25 protein-coding genes are annotated in these 24422 nt (G+C 65.3%); 12 read left to right on the top strand and 13 right to left on the bottom strand.

Going from position 1 to position 24422, the window contains the following annotated elements; translation table 11 throughout:
• The first annotated feature begins 4 nt into the window (after positions 1-4).
• Genes FOZ70_RS20200 through FOZ70_RS20190 form a run of 3 tightly spaced genes read left to right on the top strand, consistent with a single transcriptional unit; the run spans position 5 to position 2734 of the window.
• Positions 5-997 (top strand): NADP-dependent oxidoreductase, encoded by a 993-nt coding sequence (locus FOZ70_RS20200; protein ID WP_059707451.1) that lies wholly within the window; start codon positions 5-7, stop codon positions 995-997.
• Between the two features lie 31 nt (positions 998-1028).
• Positions 1029-1913 carry an SDR family NAD(P)-dependent oxidoreductase gene (locus FOZ70_RS20195; RefSeq protein WP_059707453.1) on the top strand — a complete coding sequence of 295 codons (885 nt, stop codon included), beginning with the start codon at positions 1029-1031 and terminating at the stop codon, positions 1911-1913.
• The gene (locus FOZ70_RS20190) at positions 1910-2734 is read left to right on the top strand and encodes an SDR family NAD(P)-dependent oxidoreductase (protein ID WP_048025154.1); all 825 of its coding nucleotides are present in this window, start codon (positions 1910-1912) and stop codon (positions 2732-2734) included. Before FOZ70_RS20195 ends, FOZ70_RS20190 begins: the two co-directional genes overlap by 4 nt.
• A 33-nt stretch (positions 2735-2767) precedes the next feature.
• On the opposite strand, the gene FOZ70_RS20185 is transcribed toward FOZ70_RS20190, so the two are convergent.
• The 6 genes from FOZ70_RS20185 to FOZ70_RS20160 form a co-directional block, all read right to left on the bottom strand.
• A complete protein-coding gene (locus FOZ70_RS20185) occupies positions 2768-3016 on the bottom strand; it encodes a hypothetical protein (protein ID WP_059707455.1) in 249 nt (82 codons plus the stop codon).
• Positions 3017-3179: 163 nt separating this feature from the next.
• Positions 3180-4154, bottom strand: coding sequence for a threo-3-hydroxy-L-aspartate ammonia-lyase (locus tag FOZ70_RS20180; RefSeq protein ID WP_059484867.1), 975 nt, complete (start codon positions 4152-4154; stop codon positions 3180-3182).
• Between the two features lie 66 nt (positions 4155-4220).
• The gene (locus FOZ70_RS20175) at positions 4221-4859 is read right to left on the bottom strand and encodes a PAS domain-containing protein (protein ID WP_021162168.1); all 639 of its coding nucleotides are present in this window, start codon (positions 4857-4859) and stop codon (positions 4221-4223) included.
• Positions 4860-4928: 69 nt separating this feature from the next.
• Positions 4929-5432: a YbaK/prolyl-tRNA synthetase associated domain-containing protein gene (locus tag FOZ70_RS20170; protein WP_175891920.1), complete on the bottom strand. Its 504-nt coding sequence runs from the start codon at positions 5430-5432 to the stop codon at positions 4929-4931.
• Between the two features lie 315 nt (positions 5433-5747).
• Complete coding sequence (locus FOZ70_RS20165; protein ID WP_059484868.1) at positions 5748-7109, bottom strand: FAD-binding oxidoreductase; 1362 nt, start codon at positions 7107-7109, stop codon at positions 5748-5750.
• Positions 7110-7195: 86 nt separating this feature from the next.
• Positions 7196-7711, bottom strand: coding sequence for a hypothetical protein (locus FOZ70_RS20160; RefSeq protein ID WP_059814040.1), 516 nt, complete (start codon positions 7709-7711; stop codon positions 7196-7198).
• A gap of 299 nt (positions 7712-8010) precedes the next feature.
• Here FOZ70_RS20160 and FOZ70_RS20155 point away from each other — a divergent pair, with 299 nt between their 5' ends.
• From FOZ70_RS20155 to FOZ70_RS20140, 4 genes are all read left to right on the top strand, one after another.
• Positions 8011-8289, top strand: a complete 279-nt coding sequence (locus FOZ70_RS20155) for a hypothetical protein (protein ID WP_219706580.1) — start codon at positions 8011-8013, stop codon at positions 8287-8289.
• 90 nt (positions 8290-8379) lie between these two features.
• Complete coding sequence (locus FOZ70_RS20150) at positions 8380-9126, top strand: TetR/AcrR family transcriptional regulator (RefSeq protein ID WP_124922721.1); 747 nt, start codon at positions 8380-8382, stop codon at positions 9124-9126.
• A 1-nt stretch (position 9127) separates the two neighbouring features.
• Positions 9128-10237, top strand: coding sequence for a hypothetical protein (locus FOZ70_RS20145; protein ID WP_219706579.1), 1110 nt, complete (start codon positions 9128-9130; stop codon positions 10235-10237).
• Between the two features lie 175 nt (positions 10238-10412).
• Positions 10413-11378: an alpha/beta hydrolase gene (locus FOZ70_RS20140; protein WP_258025677.1), complete on the top strand. Its 966-nt coding sequence runs from the start codon at positions 10413-10415 to the stop codon at positions 11376-11378.
• A gap of 90 nt (positions 11379-11468) precedes the next feature.
• Here FOZ70_RS20140 and FOZ70_RS20135 read toward each other — a convergent pair whose 3' ends face one another.
• The 4 genes from FOZ70_RS20135 to FOZ70_RS20120 form a co-directional block, all read right to left on the bottom strand.
• Positions 11469-12860 (bottom strand): trypsin-like serine protease, encoded by a 1392-nt coding sequence (locus FOZ70_RS20135; RefSeq protein WP_162175301.1) that lies wholly within the window; start codon positions 12858-12860, stop codon positions 11469-11471.
• On the bottom strand, positions 12857-14257 hold the full coding sequence (locus FOZ70_RS20130) for a hypothetical protein (protein WP_219706578.1): 1401 nt from the start codon (positions 14255-14257) through the stop codon (positions 12857-12859). The genes FOZ70_RS20135 and FOZ70_RS20130 overlap by 4 nt, the downstream gene beginning before the upstream one ends.
• Before the next feature lie 495 nt (positions 14258-14752).
• A complete protein-coding gene (locus tag FOZ70_RS20125; RefSeq protein WP_193093907.1) occupies positions 14753-15469 on the bottom strand; it encodes an EthD domain-containing protein in 717 nt (238 codons plus the stop codon).
• A 51-nt stretch (positions 15470-15520) separates the two neighbouring features.
• Positions 15521-16033, bottom strand: a complete 513-nt coding sequence (locus FOZ70_RS20120) for a nuclear transport factor 2 family protein (RefSeq protein WP_193093906.1) — start codon at positions 16031-16033, stop codon at positions 15521-15523.
• A 212-nt stretch (positions 16034-16245) separates the two neighbouring features.
• Here FOZ70_RS20120 and FOZ70_RS20115 point away from each other — a divergent pair, with 212 nt between their 5' ends.
• The 5 genes from FOZ70_RS20115 to FOZ70_RS20095 all read left to right on the top strand — a co-directional run bounded on the left by FOZ70_RS20115 (position 16246) and on the right by FOZ70_RS20095 (position 21711).
• Positions 16246-16746, top strand: coding sequence for a nuclear transport factor 2 family protein (locus FOZ70_RS20115; RefSeq protein WP_111997366.1), 501 nt, complete (start codon positions 16246-16248; stop codon positions 16744-16746).
• A gap of 50 nt (positions 16747-16796) precedes the next feature.
• Positions 16797-17663: an SDR family NAD(P)-dependent oxidoreductase gene (locus FOZ70_RS20110; protein WP_111997367.1), complete on the top strand. Its 867-nt coding sequence runs from the start codon at positions 16797-16799 to the stop codon at positions 17661-17663.
• Positions 17664-17672: 9 nt separating this feature from the next.
• On the top strand, positions 17673-18428 hold the full coding sequence (locus tag FOZ70_RS20105) for an SDR family oxidoreductase (RefSeq protein WP_059650614.1): 756 nt from the start codon (positions 17673-17675) through the stop codon (positions 18426-18428).
• Positions 18429-18543: 115 nt separating this feature from the next.
• A complete protein-coding gene (locus FOZ70_RS20100; RefSeq protein ID WP_048025179.1) occupies positions 18544-19320 on the top strand; it encodes a glucose 1-dehydrogenase in 777 nt (258 codons plus the stop codon).
• A gap of 525 nt (positions 19321-19845) precedes the next feature.
• Entirely contained in the window at positions 19846-21711 is a 1866-nt protein-coding gene (locus FOZ70_RS20095; RefSeq protein WP_021162150.1) for a phosphoenolpyruvate carboxykinase (GTP), read from the top strand.
• A 97-nt stretch (positions 21712-21808) separates the two neighbouring features.
• Here FOZ70_RS20095 and FOZ70_RS20090 read toward each other — a convergent pair whose 3' ends face one another.
• Genes FOZ70_RS20090 through FOZ70_RS20080 form a run of 3 tightly spaced genes read right to left on the bottom strand, consistent with a single transcriptional unit; the run spans position 21809 to position 24408 of the window.
• Positions 21809-22717, bottom strand: a complete 909-nt coding sequence (locus tag FOZ70_RS20090; protein WP_219706577.1) for an NAD-dependent epimerase/dehydratase family protein — start codon at positions 22715-22717, stop codon at positions 21809-21811.
• A 58-nt stretch (positions 22718-22775) separates the two neighbouring features.
• On the bottom strand, positions 22776-23696 hold the full coding sequence (locus FOZ70_RS20085; RefSeq protein ID WP_346656406.1) for an SDR family NAD(P)-dependent oxidoreductase: 921 nt from the start codon (positions 23694-23696) through the stop codon (positions 22776-22778).
• Positions 23650-24408: an SDR family oxidoreductase gene (locus FOZ70_RS20080; RefSeq protein WP_219706575.1), complete on the bottom strand. Its 759-nt coding sequence runs from the start codon at positions 24406-24408 to the stop codon at positions 23650-23652. The genes FOZ70_RS20085 and FOZ70_RS20080 overlap by 47 nt, the downstream gene beginning before the upstream one ends.
• Between the last annotated feature and the right edge of the window lie 14 nt (positions 24409-24422).

Raw genomic sequence — 24422 nt, 5'->3', positions numbered from 1 at the left:
GAAGATGCGAGCCCTGTTGATCGACCGCGCCGGTCATTCCGACGCGTTGCGGATGGCCGACGTGCCGGCACCGACGCCGGGCCCCGGCGACGTGCTGATCCGCGTTGCCTTTGCGGGCGTCAATCCCGCCGACTGGAAATGCCGCGAAGGCTACCTCGGCGCATTCATGCAGTACAGGTTTCCGTTCGTGATCGGCTTCGACGCGGCGGGCGTGGTCGAAGCGGTCGGCGACGGCGTCGACGGTTTCGCGCCCGGCATGCGGGTGTTCGCGCAGACCGACGTCGGCGCGGGGCGCTGGGGCGCGTATGCGGAATACGTGGCGGTGCGCCACGACTCGGTCGTGCGCGTGCCCGACGCGGTGAGCCTCGCGGAAGCCGCCACGGTGCCGACCCCCGCGCTTGCCGCGTGGGCCGGCCTGTTCGACGACGGCGGGCTGAAGGCCGGACAGACCGTGCTCGTGCACGGCGGCGCGGGCGCGGTCGGCACGTTCGCGATCCAGCTCGCGGTGCAGGCCGGCGCGCGGGTCGCGGCGACGTGTTCCGCGCGCAACCGCGAGACGGTCGAATCGCTGGGCGCCGCGGCAAGCATCGACTATCGCGCGCGGGACATCGCGGCGGCGCTGCGCACATGGGCGCCCGGCGGGGCCGACCTCGTGCTCGACGCGGTCGGCGGCGACACGCTGCCCGACGCGCTCGACCTGCTGGCACCGGGCGGCACGTTGGTGAACATCATGACGCTCGCACCGGGCGATGCGCAGCGGCTGGCCGCGACGGCCGCCGAAGCCGCCCGGCGCGGCCTGCGCACCGCGATGACCTACAGCCGGATGCCGAGCGGCGCCACGCTCGGCCGGATCGCGGCGCAACTCGAGCGGCGCGCACTGCGCGTGCCGCGCTTCGACCGATTTCCGCTCGAACAGGCGGCCCATGCCCTCGATCTCGTTCAAACGGGCGAGGCGAAAACGAAGCTGGTGCTTCATGTTGCGGATATCGCCGGTTGAGCGGCCCGCACGCCCATCACAGGAGACAACGATGACCGATATTCGAACCGGCGTACTGGCCGGCAAGTGCGCGCTCGTGACCGGCGCAAGCCGCGGCATTGGCCGTGCGATCGCGCAGCGCCTGGCATCCGAAGGCGCGACCGTCGTCGTGACGGCGCGCAGCCTCGCGCAATCGGCCACGACCGCCGGCACGCTCGCCGAAACGGTCGCGCTGATCGAGCAGGCGGGCGGTCGCGCGATCGCGCTCGCGGCCGACCTGTCGAACGTGGCCGAGCGCGACGCGCTCGTCGGGCGCGCCGCGCAGGCGGCCGGCGGCCTCGACATCCTCGTCAACAACGCGGGCGTGGCGGACTATGCGTGCGTCGACGCGATGCCGATGACGATGTTCGACACGACGATCGAACACTATCTGCGGATTCCGTTCGCGCTGGCGCAGGCCGCGATCCCGCTGATGCGTGCGCGCGGCGCTGGCTGGATCGTGAACGTCGGCTCGGTGACGGCGCTGCCGCCGCTGCGCCCGTTCGACGATTTCTCGCGTGCGGGCGGCGCGACCGTCTACGCGGCGGCGAAGGCGGCGCTGTCGCGCTTCACGCAGGGGCTCGCGGCCGAACTCGAAGCCGACGGCATCGCGGTGAATCTCGTCGCGCCGAGCACGGCGATCCGCACGCCGGGCGCCGCGCGCTACATCCCCGAAGGCTATCCGACCGAGGATGTCGCGTATCTCGCCGAAACCGCGCTCGCGCTGTGCAGCCTGCCGGCGCGCGAACGCACCGGCCTCGTCACGCACAGCCTGCATTTCCCGCTCGCGCAGCAGCTCGCGGTGCATTCGCTCGACGGCCGCACGGTACTGCCGCCGCCGGTGATTCCCGCGTATGCGCATCCCCACATCGACCCCACAGGACTCAGATCGACATGACGAACCCGATTCGCTTCGACGGCGGCACCGCCGTGATCACCGGCGCGGCCAGCGGCATCGGCAGCGGGCTTGCACGCCATGCTGCCGGGCTCGGCATGCGTGTCGTGCTGGCCGATCTCGACCCGGCGAAGCTCGACGCATTCGCCGCGACGCTCGACACCGACGTGCTGTGCGTGCCGACCGACGTCAGCCGGCCGGAAGCCGTCGATGCGCTGGCGGAAGCCGCGTGGCAGCGCTTCGGCGGCGTCGACCTGCTGTTCAACAACGCGGGCGTGATGGCGACCGGCTTCAGCTGGGAAATCACGCCGGAGCGCTTCGAGCGCAGCTTCGCGATCAACGTGCACGGCGTGCTGAACGGCATCCGCAGCTTCGTGCCGCGGATGCTCGAACGCAACGTGCCGGCGCGCATCGTGAATACCGCGTCGGTGGGCGGGTTCCTGCCGAGCCCGCTGATGTCGCCTTATTCGGCGACGAAATTCGCGGTGGTCGCGCTGACCGAATCGCTGTACGGAGAACTGAAGATGCTCGGTGCGCCGGTCGGCGTGTCGTTGCTTGCGCCTGGCCCCGTGCAATCGGGCATCTTCAACGACCCGTTCGGCGCGGTGCACGACCGGCCCGAAGTGCGCGGCTTCGTCGACACGATGCGCTCGATGCTGAACGCGCACGGGCTCACGCCCGACGCGTTCGCCGAGCGGGTGTTCGACGGCATCCGAGCCGGGCGGTACTGGCTGGTTCCGCAACCGGAGACGATCGACGGCGCGCTGCAGCGGCGCACCGACGACATTCTGGCCGCGCGCGATCCGTCGTTGCCGTCGTTCTGAGGGCCGGGCGGTAGCGGCGCCCGGCGCGGGCCGTCACATGTGCATGCCGGAATGCGTGCGGCCGCTCGGGTCGCCGCCGCGATCGGGGGGCGTATTGTTCTGATCGATCTTCGCGAGGATGAAGCCGGCGTGCGGCAACGCGGCGGGCGAGCGGTGCGTCGCTTGCGCGACGGCGTCGTGCGGCGACGTGGCGGGAAAACCGGATGACGTGACGCCCGGTTGAGCGAACGCCGAAAGGGAAGCGGCCGCCAGGGCGGCGGCGACGATCGCGTGCGTTTTCATGGTGACTCCTTCACGACTGACTGCGCGACGGATTGCGCGACGGATTGCGCGACTGACTGCGGGACAACGTAATCAGTCTAGGGCGCGAAACTTAACGTGGCGTGAAGGAGCGATGCGGCGGGATGCGGCGCGGATCCCGGAATGGTCATGCGCGCCGCGATGGTCAGGCCGACGCCGACACCAGCGTGCAGAAGTTCTCGAGATCGACGTTGCCGCCGCTGATCACCACGCCGACGCGCTTGCCCTGCAGCGCGTCCTTCATCCGTCGCACGGCGGCGAACGACAGGCAGCCGGTCGGCTCGACCACAATCTTCATACGCGTGGCGAAGAAACGCATGCAGTCGACCAGTTCCGCGTCGGTCGCGGTGAGGATGTCGTCGACGTCGCGGCGGATGATCGGGAACGTCAGGTTGCCGAGGTGCTGCGTCTGCGCGCCGTCGGCGATCGTGCGCGGCGTGTCGATATGCACGATCGCGCCGGAGCGGAACGATTGCTGGCCGTCGTTGCCGGCTTCCGGCTCGACGCCGTACAGCGTCGCGTTCGGCGACAGCGCGCGCGTGGCGAGCGCGGTACCCGACAGCAACCCGCCGCCGCCGAGCGGCGTGAATACCGCGTCGAGCGGGCCGACTTCGTCGAACAGTTCCTTGGCCGCCGTGCCCTGGCCGGCGATCACGTCCGGGTGGTCGTAGGGCGGGATCAGTGTGAGCCCGTGCCGCGCCGCGAGATCGCGCCCGATCTGCTCGCGATCCTCGGTGTAGCGGTCGTAGGTCACGACCTTGCCGCCGTAGCCGCGCGTCGCGGCGATCTTCGCGGCCGGCGCGTCCTGCGGCATCACGATCGTCGCGGGAATGCCGAGGATGCGCGCCGACAGCGCGATCGCCTGCGCATGGTTGCCGGACGAGAACGCGACGACGCCGTTGCGGCGCTGCTCCGCGTCGAAGCGCGACAGCGCGTTGAACGCGCCGCGGAACTTGAACGCGCCCATGCGCTGCAGGTTCTCGCACTTGAAGAACACCTGCGCGCCGAGCGCTTCGTCGATCGTCCGCGACGTCATCACCGGCGTGCGGTGCGCATGGCCTTCGAGCCGGGCCGCGGCGGCGGCAACGTCGTCGTACGTGGGGAGAGTCGGAGCGTTCATGGTCGTTTGGGGTCGGAAAGGTCAGTCAACAGGGACGCCGCGCGCACGGCGCGCCGGAATCCGGAATCATTTCGCATCGTTGTAGACGGTCGCGCGCGAGACGCCGAGATGCTGCGACACGATTTCCATCGCGCGGCGCACTTCGAGAAAACCGTCGGCCTTCAGCGCCTGCATCAGCTCGCGGCGCTGGTCGGTCTTCAGTTCGCGCGGCGTCGTCGCGAGGCGCATCGCGAATGCGTCGATGCGTTGCCGGATCGCGTCCGCGCCGGCCGGGTCGAGCGTTTCGGCGACGGCTTCGCCGTCCGTGCTGCAGAACTGGTTCAGCATGCCCTGGAAGCCGCGGAACAGCGTGGTGTCGGCGTTCAGGCACAGCGCGGCCACGTAGCGGCCGGTCGAATCCTTGATGCCGATCGACGTGCTTTTCGCGGTGCGGCCGTCGGCGAAGCGGTTCGGGTAGTTCGCGAGCACTTGCGGGAAATCGTCGTCCGCGATGCGGGCGAGGCCGAGCTCGGTCGCGGGATCGCCGACTGCGCGTCCCGACAGGTTGTTGTGGATCGCGAGAATCGCGTGCTTCGGCGTGCGCAGGTCGTGAACCACGACCTCGGTGAACGGCGCGAACATCGCGCCGAGCCCTTCGGCAATGCGCTGCACCTGTTCGATCAGCGATGCCTGCTCGGACGGCGCCTTGTTCCGGGTGGTAGTCATGGTGGTTTCGCGTTCGGGGTTCGGATCGATGCGACGGCGTCGGGAGATGGGTGACCGGCGGCGGGCGGGTTACTCGCCGTCCGCCGCTTGCGGCCGCGTGATGTCGGCGAGCAGCGGCTGCGCGATCCGCACGTAGTCGGCCGCGTCGAGTACGACAGAGCGGTCGAGGCGGCCCGCGTTGAATGCAATCTCGGTGTTCTGTTCGACCAGTGCGGGATCGACGACGAGCGTCACGCCGGTGTCGAACACGAACGGCGGCACGGCGCCCATCACGCAGCGCGTGACGGCGGCCGCGAGATCGGGCGATGCGAGTGTCGCCTTGCGACGGCCGACCGCATCGGCGACCTTGCGGAAATCGATCTTCAGGTGGCCGGGAATCACCGCGAGCGCAGTGGCGTCGCCGCCGTCCTTGAACGTGCACAGCATCGCCTTCGCGCCCTGTTCGGGGCGTGTGCCGCGCAGTGCGGCGATCGCGTCGGATTTTCCCTCGGCCGGATGTTCCAGCACGCGGAATCGTGCGCCGGACGTGTTCAGCAGATCGCAAAGCGTGTCGAAAACGGGGTAGTCGCTCATGTCGCTCAGGGCAGGCGGGGCCGGGGAATCGAGGCGCGCCAGGGCGAATGCTGCAGCGAGCCAGTCGATGGATTGTCCAATTATAGACGTTTTGTCATGGTCGTGGCAAAGGTGCGCGCGAGCGGGGCGTGGAGGGCGCGGCGGGTGGAAAGGGGATCGACAAACAGTTGCGTTGCGCAATGTTGATGAGCGCCGGGGAATTGCCGGCGCGCGGCCCGTTGAAGAATGAGGATTTCGGGCGAGGGGAATCGCGACGGGGGTCCGGCGCCAGCGTCATGCCGCCGGCCAGGGCGGGAACGCGCGGATCCTCCGCCGTTACTTCGTCAATCCTCGCTCCTCCCATCGGTCCCAGGTCTTCAGCGCTTGACGGGCCGCCCTGCCGAACAGGAACGACAGCGTGTCGCTCTTCATCGACATCGATTTGCGGTTCACGATCCAGAAGTCCGTCAAGGCCGTTTGCTTCCCGCTCAGCATGTCCGCGATCGTCCGGCCGTTGAGGTGCGTCAGGGCGACGCCGTGACCGAAACATCCACCCGAGTAGATGATGCGTTCGTCGTCGATGAAACCGATCTCCGGAACCATGTCCATCGTCACGGAAACCGGGCCGCCCCATCGATAGTCGATGCGCGTATTCCGCAGCTGCGGGTAGATCCATTTCAGGTGTGCCTCGCAATGCCGCCAGGCGGCGGGCGCGGGAACCTCTTCCATCGCGTCCGTCCGGTAGCTGATCGCGTCGCCGCCTCCCATGAGAATGCGTCCATCGGCCGTGGGCCTGAAATAGTGCAGCATCTGCCGGTTGTCCCCGAAGGACTGCCGCTCCTTCCAGCCGATGCTGTCCCATTGAGCCGCGCTCAAGGGTTCGGTGACGACCTGATATGTCCAGAGCGGATATTGACGCGCTTTCAGGTTCGGCGGGCCGGGAACGTCGCGAGAATAGGCATTCGTCGCAACGACGATCCTGTCTGCCTCGATCCGGCCGTGCGGCGTCGCGATGCGTACCGACCGCGGTGTTCTTTCCAGATTCGTGACGGGTGTCAGCTCGTGGATCGAGACCCCGCTCGACATCGCCAGCGTCTTCAGCGACCGGACCTGCTTGCAGGGGTTGAGGTATCCGGTGTCCGACTCGTAGATGCCGCCCGCGAAACGTTCCGAATGGAAGTCCTGCCGGAACTGGTGCGCGCTGCGCCACGTCATGTCCGTGTCGATGCCCAGCTTCTGGAACAATTCGAACGTCTTCTGCATGCGGCCCAGTTGCTGTTTCGTGTAGCTCGCGCGAACCAGGCCGCCATGGCAGTAGTCGGACTGAAAACCGTGTTCGTCGATGAGCTGCCGGGTATGCGCGACGGCGAGCTGCAGGTAGCGATGAGCATCGATCATCTTTTGCTTGCCCCAGCGCAGCAGTACCAGTTCCGGCTCCAGACCGAACATCTTCGTGCTGAACCCGGCGTTGCGACCGCTGGCACCGAATCCCACGATGGCGGCCTCCAGCACGACGACTCGAGCGTTGGGATTGTCCCGCTTGAATTGAAACGCGGTGTTCAGCCCGGTGAAGCCGCCGCCGATGATGGCGACATCGACCTTGAGATCCCCGATCAGCGCTGGATTGGGCGAATATTCTCCGTAGGCTTGCTGCCAGAATGACCTGGCCTGAAGCAGGGGTGTTTGATCGACTGCCATCGCGATGCTCGCATGTGGGGAGATCCGGCCGCTGCCCGATGAATGACTGCGAGGGCGAAGCGGCCGATTTCACGGGTGACAGAGGCTCACGCCTGCTGACGCCGGCTATTGATTTCGGAATCCGTAGCTATTCTCTTGTGCTGCTGAATGAACGTGTCGATGCGGCTTGCCAGCACGGCATCGTCACCATTCAACGAGCGCCTCATCATGTCGATCTGGAACTCCTCCTGATCGACCATGTAGTCGAGAAAGTCGCGCGCGTCGGAGGGGCCGATGTCTCGAAGGCGGCGCAACGCTTCGCAGTAGGCGATAGTCTCCGCGTACACGTACTTCAGGAAGGGCTTCAGCAGACACGTCGGGACTGAACTCACTACCCATGCCTTCAGCCGAGTCGCCAGCGTGGGCGAAGCATCCATCCCCCAGCGGGTCGCCACAGCGCGGTAAATCGGCGCATTGAACGCTTCCAGCTTCAGATAGGCTGCCCAAAGACGCTGGCGGGGATCGCCGTCGAGGCGCCCCGCCAGTCTTCCAATGGCACACAGGGCGAACGCGCGGTTCTGGATCTCGTGACGAAATCCGGCGATAAAGGCGTCAGTCGGCATCGAAATTTTCCGCTTGTGTATGGCCGGAGCCCGGCAGGGAAAATCGGTTCCCGGCCATGCAGGCATGTCGATCGCTTCTGGAAAGCATGCAGTAATCCTGATAATCAAGGGCCGGCTGACATCGACGGCCGGGACAAAAGGGGTTACGTACTCAATCGCTGAACACGCCAGCAGTCCCGCACGCGAAAACGTCCGTGCGGCTTCCCGAGAGGAAGCGATTCTCTGAAGCCCGTTTTAAGCGATGCCGGGCAATCTGCGACGTATGCCGTCGCCGGTGCGTGCAGACGATAATATGTCACATGACCTATTTGCGCAACATCGGCGATGAACGCGCGAGGTGGGCGGCGGATCGCGGCTGCCGCCATCCGGTTCAGCGCTGTGAGGCCGGGGGCGTGGATCGGCAGTTTCGCGAACAACGTGAGGAAGCGCGCTCGTTGCCACAGTGGGCTGTTTTGCAGGAGAGGCTAGACAAGTGGAAGATGAGCAATGATTTCGCTCGTATACGGACATCGGGCAGGGAACAGGCCCGCTTGCCGATGGATACCCTTTCGTCTGCCCGGATTCCCAAACCTGCGTAGAATGTCGCCGTCAGGTTCGGTGTCTCGGCCCCCGCCGCAGAGCGGGCGCCAGGAAGCCGGCGGCAAATTCGAGTCGATCGGCGCGATCCGGTGTCGGGTATCGATGCTTTGCAAAATCAGGTCGGCCAACCTAAATATCCGCTTCCGGTGTATCGAGCGGGGGCGGCGCGGTTGGTATGCGGCCGGCATTCGCTCATGGGGCAGCAGGAGGATTTCTTGAAGAGGGCGGCTCTCGATAACGAACGCGTGTTGACCGAACGCGGCAAGAACACGGTGAATAAAATCATGGCCAGCGCGATCGAGATCTTCGTCGTCGAAGGCTATGGTGGGCTGACCATGCGGAAGGTCGCGGCGAAGGCGGGCCTGGCGCTGTCGAACCTGCAACACTACTTCCCCACTCGCGAAGACATCTTCGAGGCCATCCTTTCCGCGACGATGGAGGCCTACGCCAATACGTACGACAGTGTCAGCGCGGACACGTCGCTGACCGCCGAGGGCCGCCTGGAGAAAGTGGTCAGGTTGTTGCTCGAGGACGGCAAGCAGCCCCGGACGCAAAGCCTGTTCGTGAACTTCTGGGCACTGGCACAGACTCAGGAGTTTGCGCGGAAAATGCTCGAAGAGGGATACGGGTTTCAACGGCGCGTGATCGCCGGATTCATCGAGGCCGTGAACCCGGCGCTGTCACACGCCGCGCTCGCGAGGCGAGCCGCGCTGGTTACCGCACAGATCGAGGGGCTCATCGTGTTGATACCGCAAAGAAACCGGTTCCCGTCGGATATCAAGGGAATCGAGGACGATGCGGTGATGGCCGTTCTGGCTTTGGCCAAGGCGCCATGAGTTGAATCGCTGCGGCGGCGCGGCGTCGGCGTCGATCGGGGCAACTTCAGAAAGCGGAAAACGCTGCACGGCGACGCTGGTCGACGCGCGGCGCGATCTCGCGTCGATCGCTGCGATGCGGTTCGACGTCTCCGCCATCGGCTCGAATGGTCGAAGCCCGTCGAGTCAGGCGCAGAGACGTCGACGCGCCGAAATTTGCTTGCAACTGGCTGGAAACAGGATCTACGAGGAGAAACGGGCAATGTTGATCGGCATGCAGGAAGCGCGCGGAGATGCTTCATCGTTTGGGCGGCGATACTCACGCGCCCGACGAAGCAGGAGACTCGGCTTTTCCATCCAGACGGTGCTGACGCTCGTCCTGGCGCTGGTTGCGCACTGCGCGTTTGCGTCGAGCAACGTGACCGACGACGAGCAGCAACAAGCGGCGTTGCGTACCCTGATGGGCACGGACCCGGCCCCGGCAGACAGTGTCAAGGGTGTCGCGCTGTCACCATGGGCGCATGGTCCATCGGCTTCCGGGCCGCTTTGGGTCGTGGCCGCATTGGTCCAGCGCCCGACCGAGACCGTCGACGCGGAGTTGTGGACAGGTGTGCTGACCCGCGACAGGCAAGGGTTCCGCCTGCTCGCGAGCGATCGGAGCGAGCGCGTCGATACGTCACCGATGTTATGGAGTCCATTCCTGGCCATGGACGTCATTCCCTACCGCATCAGCTCGCAGGAAACTGCCTTCGGCGTGCTCTTTGGCAATAACTACACGTCGACCGCACATAGCGATTCGACAGGGATACTGAACCTGTACCGTTATCGCGATGGTCGCGTGACGCCCGTCTTCTCCGCGCTTACCGACTGGTCGACCTATGACAAGGACGGGGCGGCGGAATGTGAGGAGAAGAATGACGGAAAACGCGGGAAACCGGGCGATGCCCAGCAGGATTCCTGTGATGCGGAAAATACGACGGAGACGCATTACGTGCTGTCGTTCAGTCCTCACATGACGAACGGGCACTACGACCTCCTTGTGCGCCCCAAGGGAAAGGCCGGGGCGGGCAAGTCCGCGCGTTTTACCTGGAACGGGAATACGTATCAGCCGCGCCGGTTCACGGGTGACTGACGGGCAAGAACGGGGCGGCCTCGGTCAATTGCATCGGACAGGCGTCGGTCAGGCACGACGGCTTGAACGAGCTGCTTCCGTCGTTGGCAATTGATCGCCGTGTTGCCAGGACGTCGTGGCCATCCCCGGCAGACTTCGAGGGCTTCATGCGCGGCCGGGGCCGATGGCGACGGCGATGTTCGCAAGCATCACCATGGCTTGCGCCCTTCATTCGAGAGATCCTTTACAAGCCATGCAGACGGAAATCGAAGCGCGGGGCCCGGCCGGCCCGTTGAAAGGCACGCTGTTATCCCCGGGTTCCGGCGATGCCCCGGTGGTGCTGATCGTGCCGGGCTCGGGCCCGACCGACAGGAACGGTAACGCGCCGAACGGGATTCAGGCGTCGACGTACCGATTGCTCGCGGAAGGATTGCGCGATGAAGGAATCGCGTCGGTTCGAATCGACAAGCGCGGCCTGTACGGCAGCGCGTCGGCGATACCGGATGCCGATGACGTCACGATCGACGAGTACGCGGCCGACGTCCGTTCGTGGGTCGCCGCCATTCGCGCGCGGACGGGAGCTTCCCGCGTGTGGCTGTTGGGGCATAGCGAGGGCGGATGGGTGGCGTTGTCGGCTGCCCGGCAAATGGACGACATCGACGGCCTGATCCTGGTATCGACGGCAGGGCGCCCGCTAGGGCCCGTGTTGAGGCAACAACTGCAATCGAACCCGGCAAATGCGCCGATTCTTGCCAATGCAATGTCGATCCTCGAATCCCTGGAGGCAGGTGAACGGGTAGACGCGGCCAGGATCGACCCGGCACTCATGCCGTTGTTCAGGCCGCAAGTCCAGCGCTTCCTGATGAGCGAGTTGACCCTCGATCCGGCAGCGCTGGCGGCCGGTTACGTGAAGCCCGTGCTTATCGTGCAGGGGGCGCGGGATATCCAGGTCGGCGTACAGGACGCGGAACTTCTGAAGCAGGCCAATCCGCGGGCCGAAATGGCGCTGATCGCCGACGCCAATCATGTGCTCAAGACGGTTCGCACGTCGGCGCTGCAGGAAAACCTCGCCGCTTATTCGAACCCGGATCTGCCGCTGGCGGATGGCGTGGTGGCGGCAATTTCGGCGTTCGTGCATGCGGCGACGGCGAGTCGGGGATAGTCGTGGTCGAATCCGGTTCGCTCGTCGCTGCCGGGCGGCAACGCGAATATCAGCAAGTGCCTCCGAACATTTCCCGACGAAATACTGGCATCAACATCCGTGAATGTCATTGTGTGCCGCGTCGCATAGAAACTGTCTCGATTCCTCTGTAATGAGAGAGTTGATGCTTGCCTGACCAACGCAATTCGCGGCGCTACCTTGCTGCGCAGGTCCGTCGAACGCACCGGCATAGACCATCCGGCTCACGATGGCGACGAGTTCATGCGTCTCGTTCTGAGCGCCATTGAGATGCCCGGAGAATATTGCGCCTCCTGAATCTCCAATGCAATTGGTGCCGACGCCCGCTGGCTGTAGATATATCCATCCGCCGCTGCCCGGATTCCGTGTCGACTCCGACAAGGAATTCCATCCCAACTGAGGGTTGTCGCCGGGAACATCGTTGATCGAACCGGTGAATCCATAACCTATGATCGAAATCGGTGTGTTGACCGGGGGTGACTTTCGAGTCAGCGACACGATGTGTTCAGTCGGCGCTCCGTCATAATCGACCGCCAGAATCGCCTGGTCCGCGACCGCATCGGGTGTAGCTTTCGCCGGCGTGGCGGCCCAACGTGGACTGACGAAGATCTGTGTGATGCCGCGCGCCTTTCGTCCCTTGATAGAGACCGTCGAACCGTCCAGCGCCGTCGTGGAGAACCCGTCCTTCCCGGTCTCGCCGTACTTGTAGAACCGGAGGCGATCGGGCGCAAGCTTCTGATTGTTGGCCTCATCCGTCACGCAATGCGCTGCGGTAATGATCCATTTGCGGGTCGCCAACGTTCCCGAGCATTGGTATTTTCCGTCCAGGCTGATCGCCACGACGTCATCGAAGCCCGAAAACTCGTAAGGCGTTGCCACGTGGCTGTTGGCTGGATGTATATCGTGTTTGCCGACAAGTGGCGGGACGTACTTCGGGTCTTTGCCGGTGTTCGGGCAAATCACCTGAATCTCCGGCCCCCCGAGGTGAAGGGCGGCCAGCGCCGGAATGCTGTACTGCTGCGTCATGCGACGCTTGAGATCCGGATCTACCTCGACGCTTGCCGCTGCAAGGGCCAACGTCGATCGTGAAGAGGCCAGGAGCGTGCCGCAATTACCCGCAGCGTTCGCCAACGTCAGCAGTGCGGCTCGGGTTTTGACTTCATCATCGAAGTCGAGCTTGACATCGCGTGGTATGGTGCCGTTCGCGATCTGTTCGACGTTGACTCGTGTCCGAAGAAACGCAGTCAACGTATTCATCACGGGAGCGGGCAGTGCGGCAGATGCGGGCAGTGCCGCGCCCGTTGCATCAGGTTTGCCGAGTGCTCTTGCGACAAGCGGTATGACGGCGTGCGTCACCCGCGCATTCTCATCCGCGGCCTGACCGTGCGCGTTCAGCGATACGGCCGCGAGCAGCGTTGCCGCTGTTGTTAATCTTCTGGGACGCGGCGCGCTTTCCGCCATCATTGACATTTCCCCACGACGGTTCCGTTTGCATCGCGGACAGCCTTTTGCGCGCTCAGGCACTCGGAGATGGCCTTGTTGTCATTGGTGACCTTCTTGGCCGCATCCTGCGCAGCGTTCGCCTCGGCGGCGGCTGCATCCGTGCGGGCTTTCGCGCGAGCATCACGCGCCTTCTGGAGCGCATCGAGATCGGTGTTGGCGGTGCTGGCAGCATCCGGTACGGTCGCGTTCGACTTCAGTCCAAGCTTGTTGATGGCGCCATCCGACGACAGTGCGATCGTCGCGGTTTGAGTCTCGAACATTCTGTTTCGGAGCGGGAGGATCACATAGGAGCCGAGTTGAGGCACCGTTTCTTCGCTCACGTGAAATACACCGTGGGTGCTGTACCCGGACGATTCGGAACCACCGGGCATGGGATTGGGGCAGGCCTCGTCGCATGCTTGCAGGAGGCCGTAGGCAGGCTCGCGAAGGATGATTCCTTGGGTGGACGCGCTATCGATGTTCACTTTTTTCTGCGCCACGACCGGGTCGACGCGAAGTTCGGTCCGCAGTGATTTGACGATCACGTCATCCTGTCCGGCCGGAATCTCGATCGTGTCCTCATTCTGGTCTCTATTATTCAGTGCCTTATAACCCCGTGGGGTAAGCCATCTATCCAGGATCCGCCTGGGGTAGAAGTGCCCGGAAATTTCGGGATGTTTAGGATCGGGCGTATCGCTCAGTTGAGGCCGCCACACGAACACCGTGCTGAAGGTCGTGGGGGAATTGCTGTCTGGCGCGCTGGCTGCCTGCGTTGCGGAAGCAGTATCGGTGGCACTGGCAGTTGCGGGTTTCGCGGCACCCTTGGTTTTTCCAGAGCCTTGAGCTTGCGATTTGGCTTGCGCGTTCAAAGCCTTGAGCACGTCGGCCTTGCACATGTCCTGGGTGGTCGGGGGCGCCCCGGCGTTGGTCAGCGTCACACCGCCAGCCAGCGATGCGACCCGTAGTGCGGTTCCAACCAAAGCTGTGATTGTGGGGCCGGTCTTGTCCGCGATCGTGGCATTTATCGACTTCAGCGTCGAATTGTCGAAATTCTCTACCGTCAGATCCGTATCTTTGAAGAAATTTCTGAGCGATGAATAGGGGATGTAGTAACGCTCCGAGGGATCGGGCTGTGTCTCGGATGTGATGGTGATTTGTTTATTTACCTGGATATGGAGCGACCCATTTTTCAGTAATTCACATTGAGTGATCGTGTACTTGGCCGAGACGATATATATTTTCTGCGGAAGGGAATAGGGGATGCCGTAAATCGGTGAGGAGTCGTCCGGACGTTTGACTGAATAAACGGAAGTGCAGGACGAAAGAACGAAGGGGACGCTCGAAACAAAAATGAGCCAGGCAGCAAGTTTCTTCGCCATTTTTGACTTCCCCCTTCTTTTTTGGTTTTCTTCAGGACGAAATGTCGTCCGACATTTGACTGATTGTTAAGGCCGGAGCGAGCAAAAAATGCCGATGTTGAGAGGGAGAATAGGAAACGATTCAGGCTTTGTCTAGAGGAATGGCGATGCGATATGCGTGCTGTCTGGATCGCACGTCTCGATTGTTCTCAGGACGACCTGATAACAAGGGTAAGCCGCGAAGCGAAACGTTGTCGGCGGGCATTCGCACGGGTGACGAAGCGCCTTGGCCGATCATCCCCGGTTCAGGATAACGGGGCTGGCATGTAATCGATATCGTATCGATTGGAACCGTATCCATCTCTGACGCTTCAGGGCGATCGCATAACGCGGGTATAGACATTGGACATTTGGGATCGAAGTAGGCCGGTGCCACGCAATTGCATGCCGCCGGCCCGCAAAGGGACACCACACCGAATTTCACCGAAATGGATCGCCCCCCACGCCCTCCCGAACTCACCCCCGCACTGCCTTCACCACATACTGGCTCGTCGGCACCACATCGATCTTGTCGAAGTCGATGAAGCGCCCACAGCTGTCCATCATCTCGGCCACATTGCGCTGGAATTTTTCGTCATCGCCGACCGCATCGAAAAACGCATGCGGATCGGTCATCGCCGCGGCGGGAAAGCACTCCTCGACGATCGCGTCATAACCGGGCGCCGCATGCGTGAGCGCGCGCACGACGACGTTCTGCACATACAGGAAATTGTCCTGCGTATCGATCGCGACGCGCGTGTGATGTCCGTGCCACACGTCGAGCCATGCTTCGTGCGTGAGGCGCGGCGGCCGCTTCAGGAACGCGAGCTGCGAGAAGCCCGTGGTGCGCTCGCCCGGCCGTGCAGGAAAGCGCGTATTCGGAATCGGTTGCGACTCCGTGACGAGATACGCAGCCATGTGCGGGACGACCGCACGCACCGCGTCGTCGAACGGCTGCCGAAACATCGCGTTCGCGCTATCGACCCACACCGCGACGATCCCGTCGATGCCCGGGTGCGTGTTGGTCTGCTTCAGGCCGGCGGCCGGCGCGACGTCCGCATCCGCGACGTTCACCTGCACGCCGTGCGCACCGAGCGACAGCAACTTGTCGGCGAGTGGCACGCGCACCGTGCGGCTCCACTGATCGGGCGCAGCCTGCGCGTCGCGCCACAACACGTAAATGACTTTCTCCATTGCTCCGGCTCCAGAGGGTAATGACGGGATCGGCGGCGTTGCCGCCGGGGTTCAGGAAGCGATTTCAGGCGATCCGGCCGACGGGGGGGCGTCCGGCGCGAACCGGTTCGCGGTCAGCGTGAACGACGGCGGAATCGGCGACGTGACGGTTTCGAACAGGCGTTCGTGGCGCGTCGCGTGAATGCGCCACGCGCCATCGCGTTTCACGTACTGGTCGTCGTAGAACGCAGTGCCGTGCAGCAGGTAGTTGTCCTCGAGATTGATCGCGTGGTCCTCGAGAAACCACACGCCGCATGCATGATCGGCCGAGACCAGCGTGAGCTCGGGGTGATGGCCGTGATGCATCGTCAGGAAGGTCGGCTTGCCGATCAGCTCGCGCAGGCTCGACACGAACGCGTCGCGGCCGTCGTACACGTAGCGGCCGCCGTACAGGCAGGCCTCGCAGTCTTCGGTCAGGCAATCCGCGAGCAGCGCCCAGTCGTGCGTGTCGACCGCGCGGAAATACCGGTACTTCAACTGTCGGATCTGCTCGTATTCATGGAGCGTGCGGGTCGTGTCGTCCATCGCCGGGTCTCGTGGTGGTGTCGTTCGATGGTAGGAACGAAGCCGCCTGCATCACATCGTCTGTTCGGACGAACGCGCCGTCCGCGTGCGCTCCGCGCTGCGAAGACGAATCGCCGGTTTCATCCGAACGGGTGATGGCCGACGCATCGCGCGGCGGTAACGTGGCATCGACGCGGCCATCGAACCGCGCCTGCACCGAACTAGGAGACAGGATGACCCTCATCGAATCGCTGGAAGCGCGTGTGCGCCGGCTCGAGGATGCCGACGCGATCCGCCGGCTGAAGGCGCGCTACTTCACGTGCTGCGACCGCAAGGATCCGCAAGGGATGCGCGACTGCTTCGTGCCCGGCCAAGTGCGCATCGACTACGGCCGCATCGGCACGTTCGACACGCGCGACGCGCTCGTCGACGTATTCGCGCAACTCGGCTGCCATCCGCACATCGTCGAGATGCATCACGGCGTGAATCCCGAGATCGACGTGCTCGACGACGCGCATGCGCGCGGCACGTGGGGCCTGCACTACCAGCTGATCGACACGAACGCGCGAACGCTCACGCAGCTCGGCGCGTACTACGACGACGAATACCGGAAGGTCGACGGCGAATGGAAGATCGCGGGCACGCGCTGCGTCGTCACGTCGACGCTGTCGGTCCGTTACGAAGGCGATGCGCCGGGCGTGCTGTTCGCCGGTGCGCAGCCGCCGGCCGCCTGACGCACGTCAGCGCTTTACTCATGGCGCACATTCCACAGGAGACATCGAACATGACACAGAACCACGATGCGCCGGTCGCCGTCGTGACGGGCGCGTCGCGCGGCGCGGGCAAGGGCATCGCGCGCGCGCTCGGTGCGGCCGGCATGACCGTCTACGTCACGGGCCGCTCGCAGAACGAAGGCGATGCGCCGCTGCCCGGCACCATCCACGAGACCGCACGTGAGATCGATGCGCTCGGCGGCCGCGGAGTCGCGGTGGCATGCGACCACGCGGACGACGCGCAGGTGAAGGCGCTGTTCGAGCGCGTCGAACGCGAAAGCGGGCGGCTCGACATTCTCGTCAACAACGCGACCTATCTGCACGATCAACTGATCCAGCCGGGCCCGTTCTGGGAGAAGTCGCTCGACCTCGTCAACATCCTCGATGTCGGCCTGCGCTCGGCCTATGTCGCGAGCTGGCACGCGGCGGCGCTGATGGTGAAGCGTCGCAGCGGCCTGATCGCGTTCACGTCGTCGTTCGGCGCGAGCTGTTACATGCATGGGGCGGCCTACGGCGCGCAGAAATCCGGTGTCGACAAGTTCGCGAAGGACATGGCCGTCGACCTGAAGCCGTTCGACGTCGCGGCCGTGTCGATCTGGATGGGCCCGCTGCGCACCGAGCGCACGACGCGCGTGTGGGAAGAACACCCGGATCTGTACAAGGAATTCTCGCTCGTCGCGGAAAGTCCGGAATTCACGGGCCGCGTGATTCACGCGATCCACGGCGATCCGCAGCGCATGGGGTTATCGGGGCAGGTGCTCGTCGGCGCGGAAGCCGCGCTGCAATACGGCATCGCCGATCTCGACGGCAAGCAGCCGCCGTCGTACCGCGAACTGCTCGGCGGGCCTGTGCAGGCCCATCCGGCGATCGTCGCCTGAGGAGCGCACATGGGCATCCTGAAAGGCAAGGTCGCGCTCGTGACGGGCGCGGGGCAGGGCGTCGGCCAGGGCGTCGCGCAGGCGCTCGCGTCGGAAGGCGCGCACGTTGCGGTGGTCGGTCGTACCCGCGACAAGCTGCTCGCGACCTGCGAGGCGATTCGCGCGCGTGGCGGCGTGGCCGAGCCGTTCGTGTGCGACGTGATGAACGCCGCGCAGATCGTGACGTGCGTCGACAGCGTCGTTGCGCGCTTCGGCGGCGTGCAGATCCTGATCAACAACGCGCAGGTCGTGCCGCTCGGCCGCCTGCTCGACGTCACCGATGCGGATTTCCTCGCGGGGCTCGAGTCGGGGCCGATCGCGACGCTGCGCATGATGCGCGCGTGCCATCCGCATCTGAAGGGCGACGGCGTGATCGTCAATTTCGCTTCGTCGGCCGCGGTGCGCTGGGATGCGTCCGGCTACGGCGCGTACGCGGCGACCAAGGAGGCGATTCGTGCGCTGACGCGCGCGGCTGCATGCGAGTGGGGCGTGGACGGGATCCGCGTGAATGCGGTCGCACCACATGCGTTGTCGCCGGGCCTGAAAGGCTGGGTCGACGCGAACCCGCAGGAAGCCGCCGCGTTTTTCCGCACGATTCCGCTCGGCCGCGTAGGCGATTGCGAGCAGGACATCGGGCGCGCGATCGTGTTTCTGGCGAGCCGCGACGCGGCGTACCTGACGGGCGCGACGCTGCCGCTCGACGGCGGGCAGGCGTACTGGGGCTGACGACGCGGGCTGACGGCACAGGCGCGCGGCACCGGCCGCGTGCCGATCATGATCCGGCACGCGCGTGCACGCCTGCGCGCGGCGGCCGGCAAACCGGAATCGAAGAGAGGACGACATGGGTCGACTGGAAGGAAAGGTAGCGATCGTCACGGGCGGTGCGCGTGGCATGGGCGCGGCGACGTGCCGGCTGTTCGTCGCGGAGGGCGCGCGCGTCGTGATCGGCGACGTGCTCGATGCGGAAGGCGAAGCGCTCGCGCGCGAGCTCGGCGACGCGGCACGCTTCATGCGGCTCGACGTCGCCGACGAAGCGAGCTGGGTGCGCGTGACCGAAGCGACGGTCGAGCAGTTCGGCCGTATCGACGTCCTGGTCAACAATGCGGCCGTGCTGACGTTCGGCGGCATCACCGAGCTGTCGAAACGCGATTTCGAGCGTGCGGTGTCGATCAACCTCGTCGGCACGTTCGTCGGGATCCGGACGATCGCGCCGCGCATGATCGCGCAGAAAAGCGGGTCGATCGTCAACATCTCGTCGGTGGACGGGCTGCGCGGCGTGAACGCACTGGCCGCGTACGTGTCGAGCAAGTGGGGCGTGCGCGGGCTGACGAAGGTCGCGGCGCTCGAACTCGGCCATCAGGGCGTGCGCGTGAATTCGATCCATCCGGGCGGCGTGAACACCGCGATGTCGAACCCGACCGGCGCGCCGCTCGAGGAAATCAACAAGCACTATGCGAACGTGCCGCTGCAACGCGTCGGCCTGCCCGATGAAATCGCGCGCGCGACGCTGTTCCTCGCGAGCGACGAAGCATCCTACTGCAACGGCGCCGAACTGGCCGTCGACGGCGGGATGGCGGCAGGCGCGTATTACCCCGGATTGCCGGGCGCGCCGTTTTGAGCAGGTGGGCCTGCCGCACGTTCTCGTCGGATGTTTGTGTACGCAACCTAATTCAGGGTTTGCCTGACTAGCGAAAACGTGAATTCGCACGGCCCGCGCGCTCGCTGGCCAAACGCGGGCGCGGCGGGCCGGAATTGCCGCTTCCGCGAAACCCTTGTTGGACGGCCGTCCTGGCCGTTTCACCGCCGAAACGCGCGCAATGGCGTTGTAAAAATAATTCACAGGCAACTGGCGTGCCGGATCGCCGACATAGTTGTTTCTTGTTGCAACGCAACGTTTGCCGAATAACGGCGATGGTATGCTGGTCGCCATGGAGTTGTACGGCAGGTTGCTTGCATGGCGAAACTCGCGTTCGCACCTTCTAACGAGACGTCACCTTCTCTCGCACGCATCGCGGCATCGACACGCGCTCCGCTCGCGTGTCCCGTCCTGCGCGCCGCCGCACCCTGCGCTCCAATCGCATCCCCCATCTCGCGGGCTCGCCCCGCATCCCCCATCCTCGCCCAATAATCTGGAGACACCCTCATGTCGCAAAACAATCTGGCCGAAGCAACACACGGCCCGCTGATCGCTCCGCCGGCTTTCGTCAAACATCGCAAGCTGATCGACTGGGTGTCGCGCATCGCGGCGCTCACGGAGCCCGAGCGTGTCGTGTGGTGTGACGGTTCGCAGGAAGAAAACGACGCGCTGTGCCAGGCGATGGTCGACCAGGGCACGCTCAAGCGGCTGAACCCGGCGAAGCGCCCGAACTCGTATCTCGCGCAATCCGATCCGTCCGACGTCGCGCGCGTCGAGGATCGCACGTTCATCTGCGCGGCATCGCGCGACGACGTCGGCCCGACCAACAACTGGATCGCGCCCGCCGAAATGCGCGAGACGCTCAACGGCCTGTTCCGCGGCTCGATGCGCGGCCGCACGCTGTACGTCGTGCCGTTCTCGATGGGCCCGCTCGGCTCGCCGATCGCGCACGTCGGCGTCGAGCTGTCCGACAGCCCGTACGTCGCCGTGAACATGCGGATCATGACGCGCATGGGCCGCGAGGTATATGACGTGCTGGGCGAGGACGGCGATTTCGTGCCGTGCGTGCACAGCGTCGGCCATCCGCTCGAAGCCGGCCAGCAGGACGTGCCGTGGCCGTGCAACCCGGTCAAGTACATCGTGCATTTCCCCGAGACGCGCGAGATCTGGAGTTTCGGTTCGGGCTACGGCGGCAACGCGCTGCTCGGCAAGAAGTGTTTCGCGCTGCGTATCGCATCGACGATGGGGCGCGACCAGGGCTGGCTCGCCGAACACATGCTGATCCTCGGCGTGACGTCGCCGGCCGGCAAGAAGTATCACGTCGCGGCCGCATTCCCGTCCGCGTGCGGCAAGACGAACTTCGCGATGCTGATTCCGCCGCAGGGCTTCGATGGCTGGAAGGTCACGACGATCGGCGACGACATCGCGTGGCTGAAGCCGGGCCGCGACGGCCGACTGTATGCGATCAACCCGGAAGCCGGCTTCTTCGGTGTCGCGCCGGGCACGGGCGTGAAGACCAACCCGAACGCAATCTCGACGCTCACGAAAAACGTGATCTTCACGAACGTCGCGCTGACGGAAGACGGCGACGTGTGGTGGGAAGGGCTGACCGACACGCCGCCCGCGAAGCTGACCGACTGGCAGGGCAACCCGTGGACGCCGGAGATCGGCAAGGAGACGGGCCGCAAGGCGGCGCATCCGAATTCGCGCTTCACGGCGCCGGCCGCGCAGTGCCCGTCGATCGACGACGACTGGGAAAACCCGGCCGGCGTGCCGATCGACGCGTTCATCTTCGGTGGCCGCCGTTCGACGACCGTGCCGCTGGTGACCGAGGCGCGCGACTGGGTCGAAGGCGTGTACATGGCCGCGACGATGGGCTCGGAGACGACCGCCGCGGCGGTCGGCCAGCAGGGCATCGTGCGCCGCGATCCGTTTGCGATGCTGCCGTTCTGTGGTTACAACGTCAGCGATTATTTCGCGCACTGGCTGAAGCTCGGCAAGCAGCTCGAAGGCGCCGGCGCGAAACTGCCGAAGATCTACTGCGTGAACTGGTTCCGCAAGGATGCGAACGGCAAGTTCGTGTGGCCGGGCTTCGGCGAGAACATGCGCGTGCTGAAGTGGATGCTCGACCGTCTCGAAGGCACGGGCGGCGGCGGTGAGCATGCGTTCGGCGTGTCGCCGGCGTATGAGGACCTGCACTGGGACGGCCTCGATTTCACGCGCGAGCAGTTCGACGCGGTGACGTCGATGAACGCCGACGAATGGCGTGAGGAACTGAAGCTGCATGCGGCGCTGTTCGACATGCTGAAGCTGCGCCTGCCGGCCGAAATGACCGACACGATGAAGAAGATCGAGCAGCGTATCGGCGCCTGACGGCCCGCATCGACGTTGTCGCTCCGACGTCCCGCCGCCGGCATTCGTTGCCGGCGGCGGGACGTTTTTGCATTCGCGCCGCACACGCGCCGTTTGCCTACTGCGCGCGGCAATGCGCAACGACTTCATCGACCGCACGCTGCACATCGCCGCGCCGGTAGCGCAGCAGCGCGCTGTCGGCGGAATCGGGCTCGTACGACACGACGTTGCCGCGCCCCGTGTAGATCGCGATGTCGGGCAACAGCGGATGCTCCTGGTCGAGCGACGGGACGTCGCGCGGATTGCCGGCCGCACGGAAGAAGGCCGCGAAGTAGTCGGCGAAGCTGAGGTTCTCGTCGCCGACGAGGTAGGCCTTGCCTGCTTCGCCGCGCTGCAGCGCGCCCCAGATCGCTTCCGACAGCGATTGCGTCGAGATGAAGTTGCTGCCGCCGGCCGGCCCGAACACGGGCAGCCCCGCGAACTGGCCTTGCGCATAGCCCGTGTAGGCAGCGAACATCTCGTTGCGCAGCCCCGGCACCGACCCGACGACGAACGGCGCGTTGACGCTGCAGACGGCGAACGACTGCGTCGCGAGCGCGCGGACACGTTCGTCGGCGAGATGGCGCGAGCGCACGTACGGCACCGTGTCGACGAGCGCCGGCGCGACCTGCGGATAGAAGCTGCCGACCAGCACCGCGCGCTTCACGCCCGCGTCGCGCGCGAGCGCGAAAAAGCGCGGCACCGCGTCGACGTTCGCGCGCTCCCAGTGCGCGGCTTCGTCGGTGCCGGGCGGCAGGTGGCGGATATCGTTGCCGGCCGCGAACACCACCGCGTCGAACGGCGCGAGATCGTCGCGCGTGAAGTTGCCGGCCACGTAGTCGCGCAGCAGCACGTCGAACTGCGCGAGTGCGCTGCCGGGGGCGGGTGGCTTGCGTGCGGCGAGTGTCACGTGGTTGCCCTGCGCGTGCAGGTGCAGCGCGGCATGGCCGCCAATGAGGCCGGTGCCGCCGACGATCAGGATCTTCATGGTGTCTCCGGTAGCGGCGCTTTCGTGCCGCGTGAAATGAACAGGCGGGCAGTGCCGCTCAGAAATTGAAGCCGTTGCCCGTGACGACGGGCATGTTGGTCCAGAAGCCGTTCGGGTCGCGATACCAGCCGGCCGCCGCGAGCGCGCCGCCGTCGACGTGCAGCGTCGTGCCGGTGACCCACGCGGCGAGCGGGCTCGCGAGGAACAGCGCGGCACCCGCGATATCGCCGGCCGTGCCGAAGCGCCCGAGCGGGATCCAGCGCGGGATGTGCTCGCGATGCTCGGCCGCGACCATCGCGCCGACGGGCACCTGCGGCGTCTCGGTGGTTTCGGGGGCGATCTGGTTCACGCGAATGCCGGCCGGCCCGAGTTCGAGCGCGAGGCTTTTCGTGAAGCCGGTCAGCGCGGCCTTGAACGACGCGTACACGGTGCAGTTCGGAATGGCGCGAAAGCCTTCGATCGACGACACGCCGACGATGCTGCCGCCCGCGCCGCGCTTGCGCAGCAACGGCAGCATCGCGCGCGTGACGACGAACACCTGGCGCAGGTTCGCGTCGAACAGCCGCGCGATGTCGTCGTCGGTGCAGTCGTCGAACGGTTTCGCGATCTGCAGGAAGTCGCCCACATTGTTGACGAGCACGTCGAGGCCGCCGAAGCGCGCGTCGACGGTTCGTGCGAACGCATCGACCTGGTCGCGGCGCGTGACGTCGACGGTGCCGACGAGCGCGTCGACGCCCGCCGCCTCGAGCGTCTGGCGCACGTCCTGTGCGCGGGCCGGGTCGATCTCGGCTACCGCGACGCGCGCGCCGGCCGTGCCGAACGCTTCTGCACACGCACGGCCGATGCCTGCGCCGCCGCCGGTGACCAGCACGGTCTTGCCGTTGAATGAAATCATCGATGAACTCCTTTGAACGGGGGGGCAGTGCGTCGCGTCACAGCGACGACACCAGTTGCGCGTTGTCGATCCGCAGTTCCGCACCGTTCACGAAACGCGATTCGTCGGACGCGAGGAACAGCACGAGATTCGCGACGTCCCGCGGGTCGCACATGCGTGCCATCGGATCGCTGCCGATGCCGAGCGCGGCCGGGTCGAGATCGGGCATCAGCGCCTGCGTCATCGGCGTCCAGATCCCGTCCGGATGGATCGAGTTGCAGCGGATGCGGTAACCGTTGCGCTTGCAGTGCACGGCGACGCTGCGCGCGAGCGCCGTCACCGCGCCTTTCGACCCGGTGTATGCGCACATCATCGGCAGCCCGCCGAGCGCGGCGACCGACGACATCATCACGATCGAGCCCGGCGTGTCGTTGTCCTTCATCGCGCCGATCGCATATTTGCAGCCGAGGAAATAGCCGTCGGCGTTGGTGCGCATCACGCGGCGCCACGTGTCGAGGCTCGTGTCCTCGATCGAGCCGACCGGGCAGATCGCCGCGTTGTTGACGAGCACGTCGAGGCGGCCGAAGCGGTCGAGCGTCGATGCGATCGCCTGTCGCCAGCCGTCCTCGTCGGCGATGTCGTGGCGGACGAACAGTGCGGCGTCGCCGATCTCGCGTGCGAGCGCGCGGCCGGCATCCTCGTCGATGTCGGTCAGCACGACACGCGCGCCTTCGGCGGCGAGCAGCAGCGCATCCGCGCGGCCGACGCCGCTTGCCGCACCGGTGACCAGTGCGACCTTGTTTGCGACTCGATTCATGGTCGGTCGTTTTC

The organism is Burkholderia sp. COPS (assembly GCF_019425585.1).
Classification (GTDB): domain Bacteria; phylum Pseudomonadota; class Gammaproteobacteria; order Burkholderiales; family Burkholderiaceae; genus Burkholderia; species Burkholderia cepacia.
Note: the sequence above shows the minus strand (reverse complement) of the source record. Positions and strands in the feature narration are given on the sequence as shown.

Bases quoted from the DNA above. Each gene is read 5' to 3' on its own strand.
- FOZ70_RS20175 (WP_021162168.1), bottom strand. From the start codon at position 4,859: ATGACTACCACCCGGAACAAGGCGCCGTCCGAGCAGGCATCGCTGATC.
- FOZ70_RS20125 (WP_193093907.1), bottom strand. From the start codon at position 15,469: ATGGAGAAAGTCATTTACGTGTTGTGGCGCGACGCGCAGGCTGCGCCC.
- FOZ70_RS20130 (WP_219706578.1), bottom strand. From the start codon at position 14,257: ATGGCGAAGAAACTTGCTGCCTGGCTCATTTTTGTTTCGAGCGTCCCC.
- FOZ70_RS20195 (WP_059707453.1), top strand. From the start codon at position 1,029: ATGACCGATATTCGAACCGGCGTACTGGCCGGCAAGTGCGCGCTCGTG.
- FOZ70_RS20080 (WP_219706575.1), bottom strand. From the start codon at position 24,408: ATGAATCGAGTCGCAAACAAGGTCGCACTGGTCACCGGTGCGGCAAGC.
- FOZ70_RS20120 (WP_193093906.1), bottom strand. From the start codon at position 16,033: ATGGACGACACGACCCGCACGCTCCATGAATACGAGCAGATCCGACAG.
- FOZ70_RS20135 (WP_162175301.1), bottom strand. From the start codon at position 12,860: ATGATGGCGGAAAGCGCGCCGCGTCCCAGAAGATTAACAACAGCGGCA.
- FOZ70_RS20090 (WP_219706577.1), bottom strand. From the start codon at position 22,717: ATGAAGATCCTGATCGTCGGCGGCACCGGCCTCATTGGCGGCCATGCC.
- FOZ70_RS20105 (WP_059650614.1), top strand. From the start codon at position 17,673: ATGGGCATCCTGAAAGGCAAGGTCGCGCTCGTGACGGGCGCGGGGCAG.
- FOZ70_RS20095 (WP_021162150.1), top strand. From the start codon at position 19,846: ATGTCGCAAAACAATCTGGCCGAAGCAACACACGGCCCGCTGATCGCT.
- FOZ70_RS20165 (WP_059484868.1), bottom strand. From the start codon at position 7,109: ATGGCAGTCGATCAAACACCCCTGCTTCAGGCCAGGTCATTCTGGCAG.
- FOZ70_RS20115 (WP_111997366.1), top strand. From the start codon at position 16,246: ATGACCCTCATCGAATCGCTGGAAGCGCGTGTGCGCCGGCTCGAGGAT.
- FOZ70_RS20110 (WP_111997367.1), top strand. From the start codon at position 16,797: ATGACACAGAACCACGATGCGCCGGTCGCCGTCGTGACGGGCGCGTCG.
- FOZ70_RS20100 (WP_048025179.1), top strand. From the start codon at position 18,544: ATGGGTCGACTGGAAGGAAAGGTAGCGATCGTCACGGGCGGTGCGCGT.
- FOZ70_RS20170 (WP_175891920.1), bottom strand. From the start codon at position 5,432: ATGAGCGACTACCCCGTTTTCGACACGCTTTGCGATCTGCTGAACACG.
- FOZ70_RS20200 (WP_059707451.1), top strand. From the start codon at position 5: ATGCGAGCCCTGTTGATCGACCGCGCCGGTCATTCCGACGCGTTGCGG.
- FOZ70_RS20190 (WP_048025154.1), top strand. From the start codon at position 1,910: ATGACGAACCCGATTCGCTTCGACGGCGGCACCGCCGTGATCACCGGC.
- FOZ70_RS20140 (WP_258025677.1), top strand. From the start codon at position 10,413: ATGTTCGCAAGCATCACCATGGCTTGCGCCCTTCATTCGAGAGATCCT.
- FOZ70_RS20160 (WP_059814040.1), bottom strand. From the start codon at position 7,711: ATGCCGACTGACGCCTTTATCGCCGGATTTCGTCACGAGATCCAGAAC.
- FOZ70_RS20180 (WP_059484867.1), bottom strand. From the start codon at position 4,154: ATGAACGCTCCGACTCTCCCCACGTACGACGACGTTGCCGCCGCCGCG.
- FOZ70_RS20185 (WP_059707455.1), bottom strand. From the start codon at position 3,016: ATGAAAACGCACGCGATCGTCGCCGCCGCCCTGGCGGCCGCTTCCCTT.
- FOZ70_RS20155 (WP_219706580.1), top strand. From the start codon at position 8,011: ATGACCTATTTGCGCAACATCGGCGATGAACGCGCGAGGTGGGCGGCG.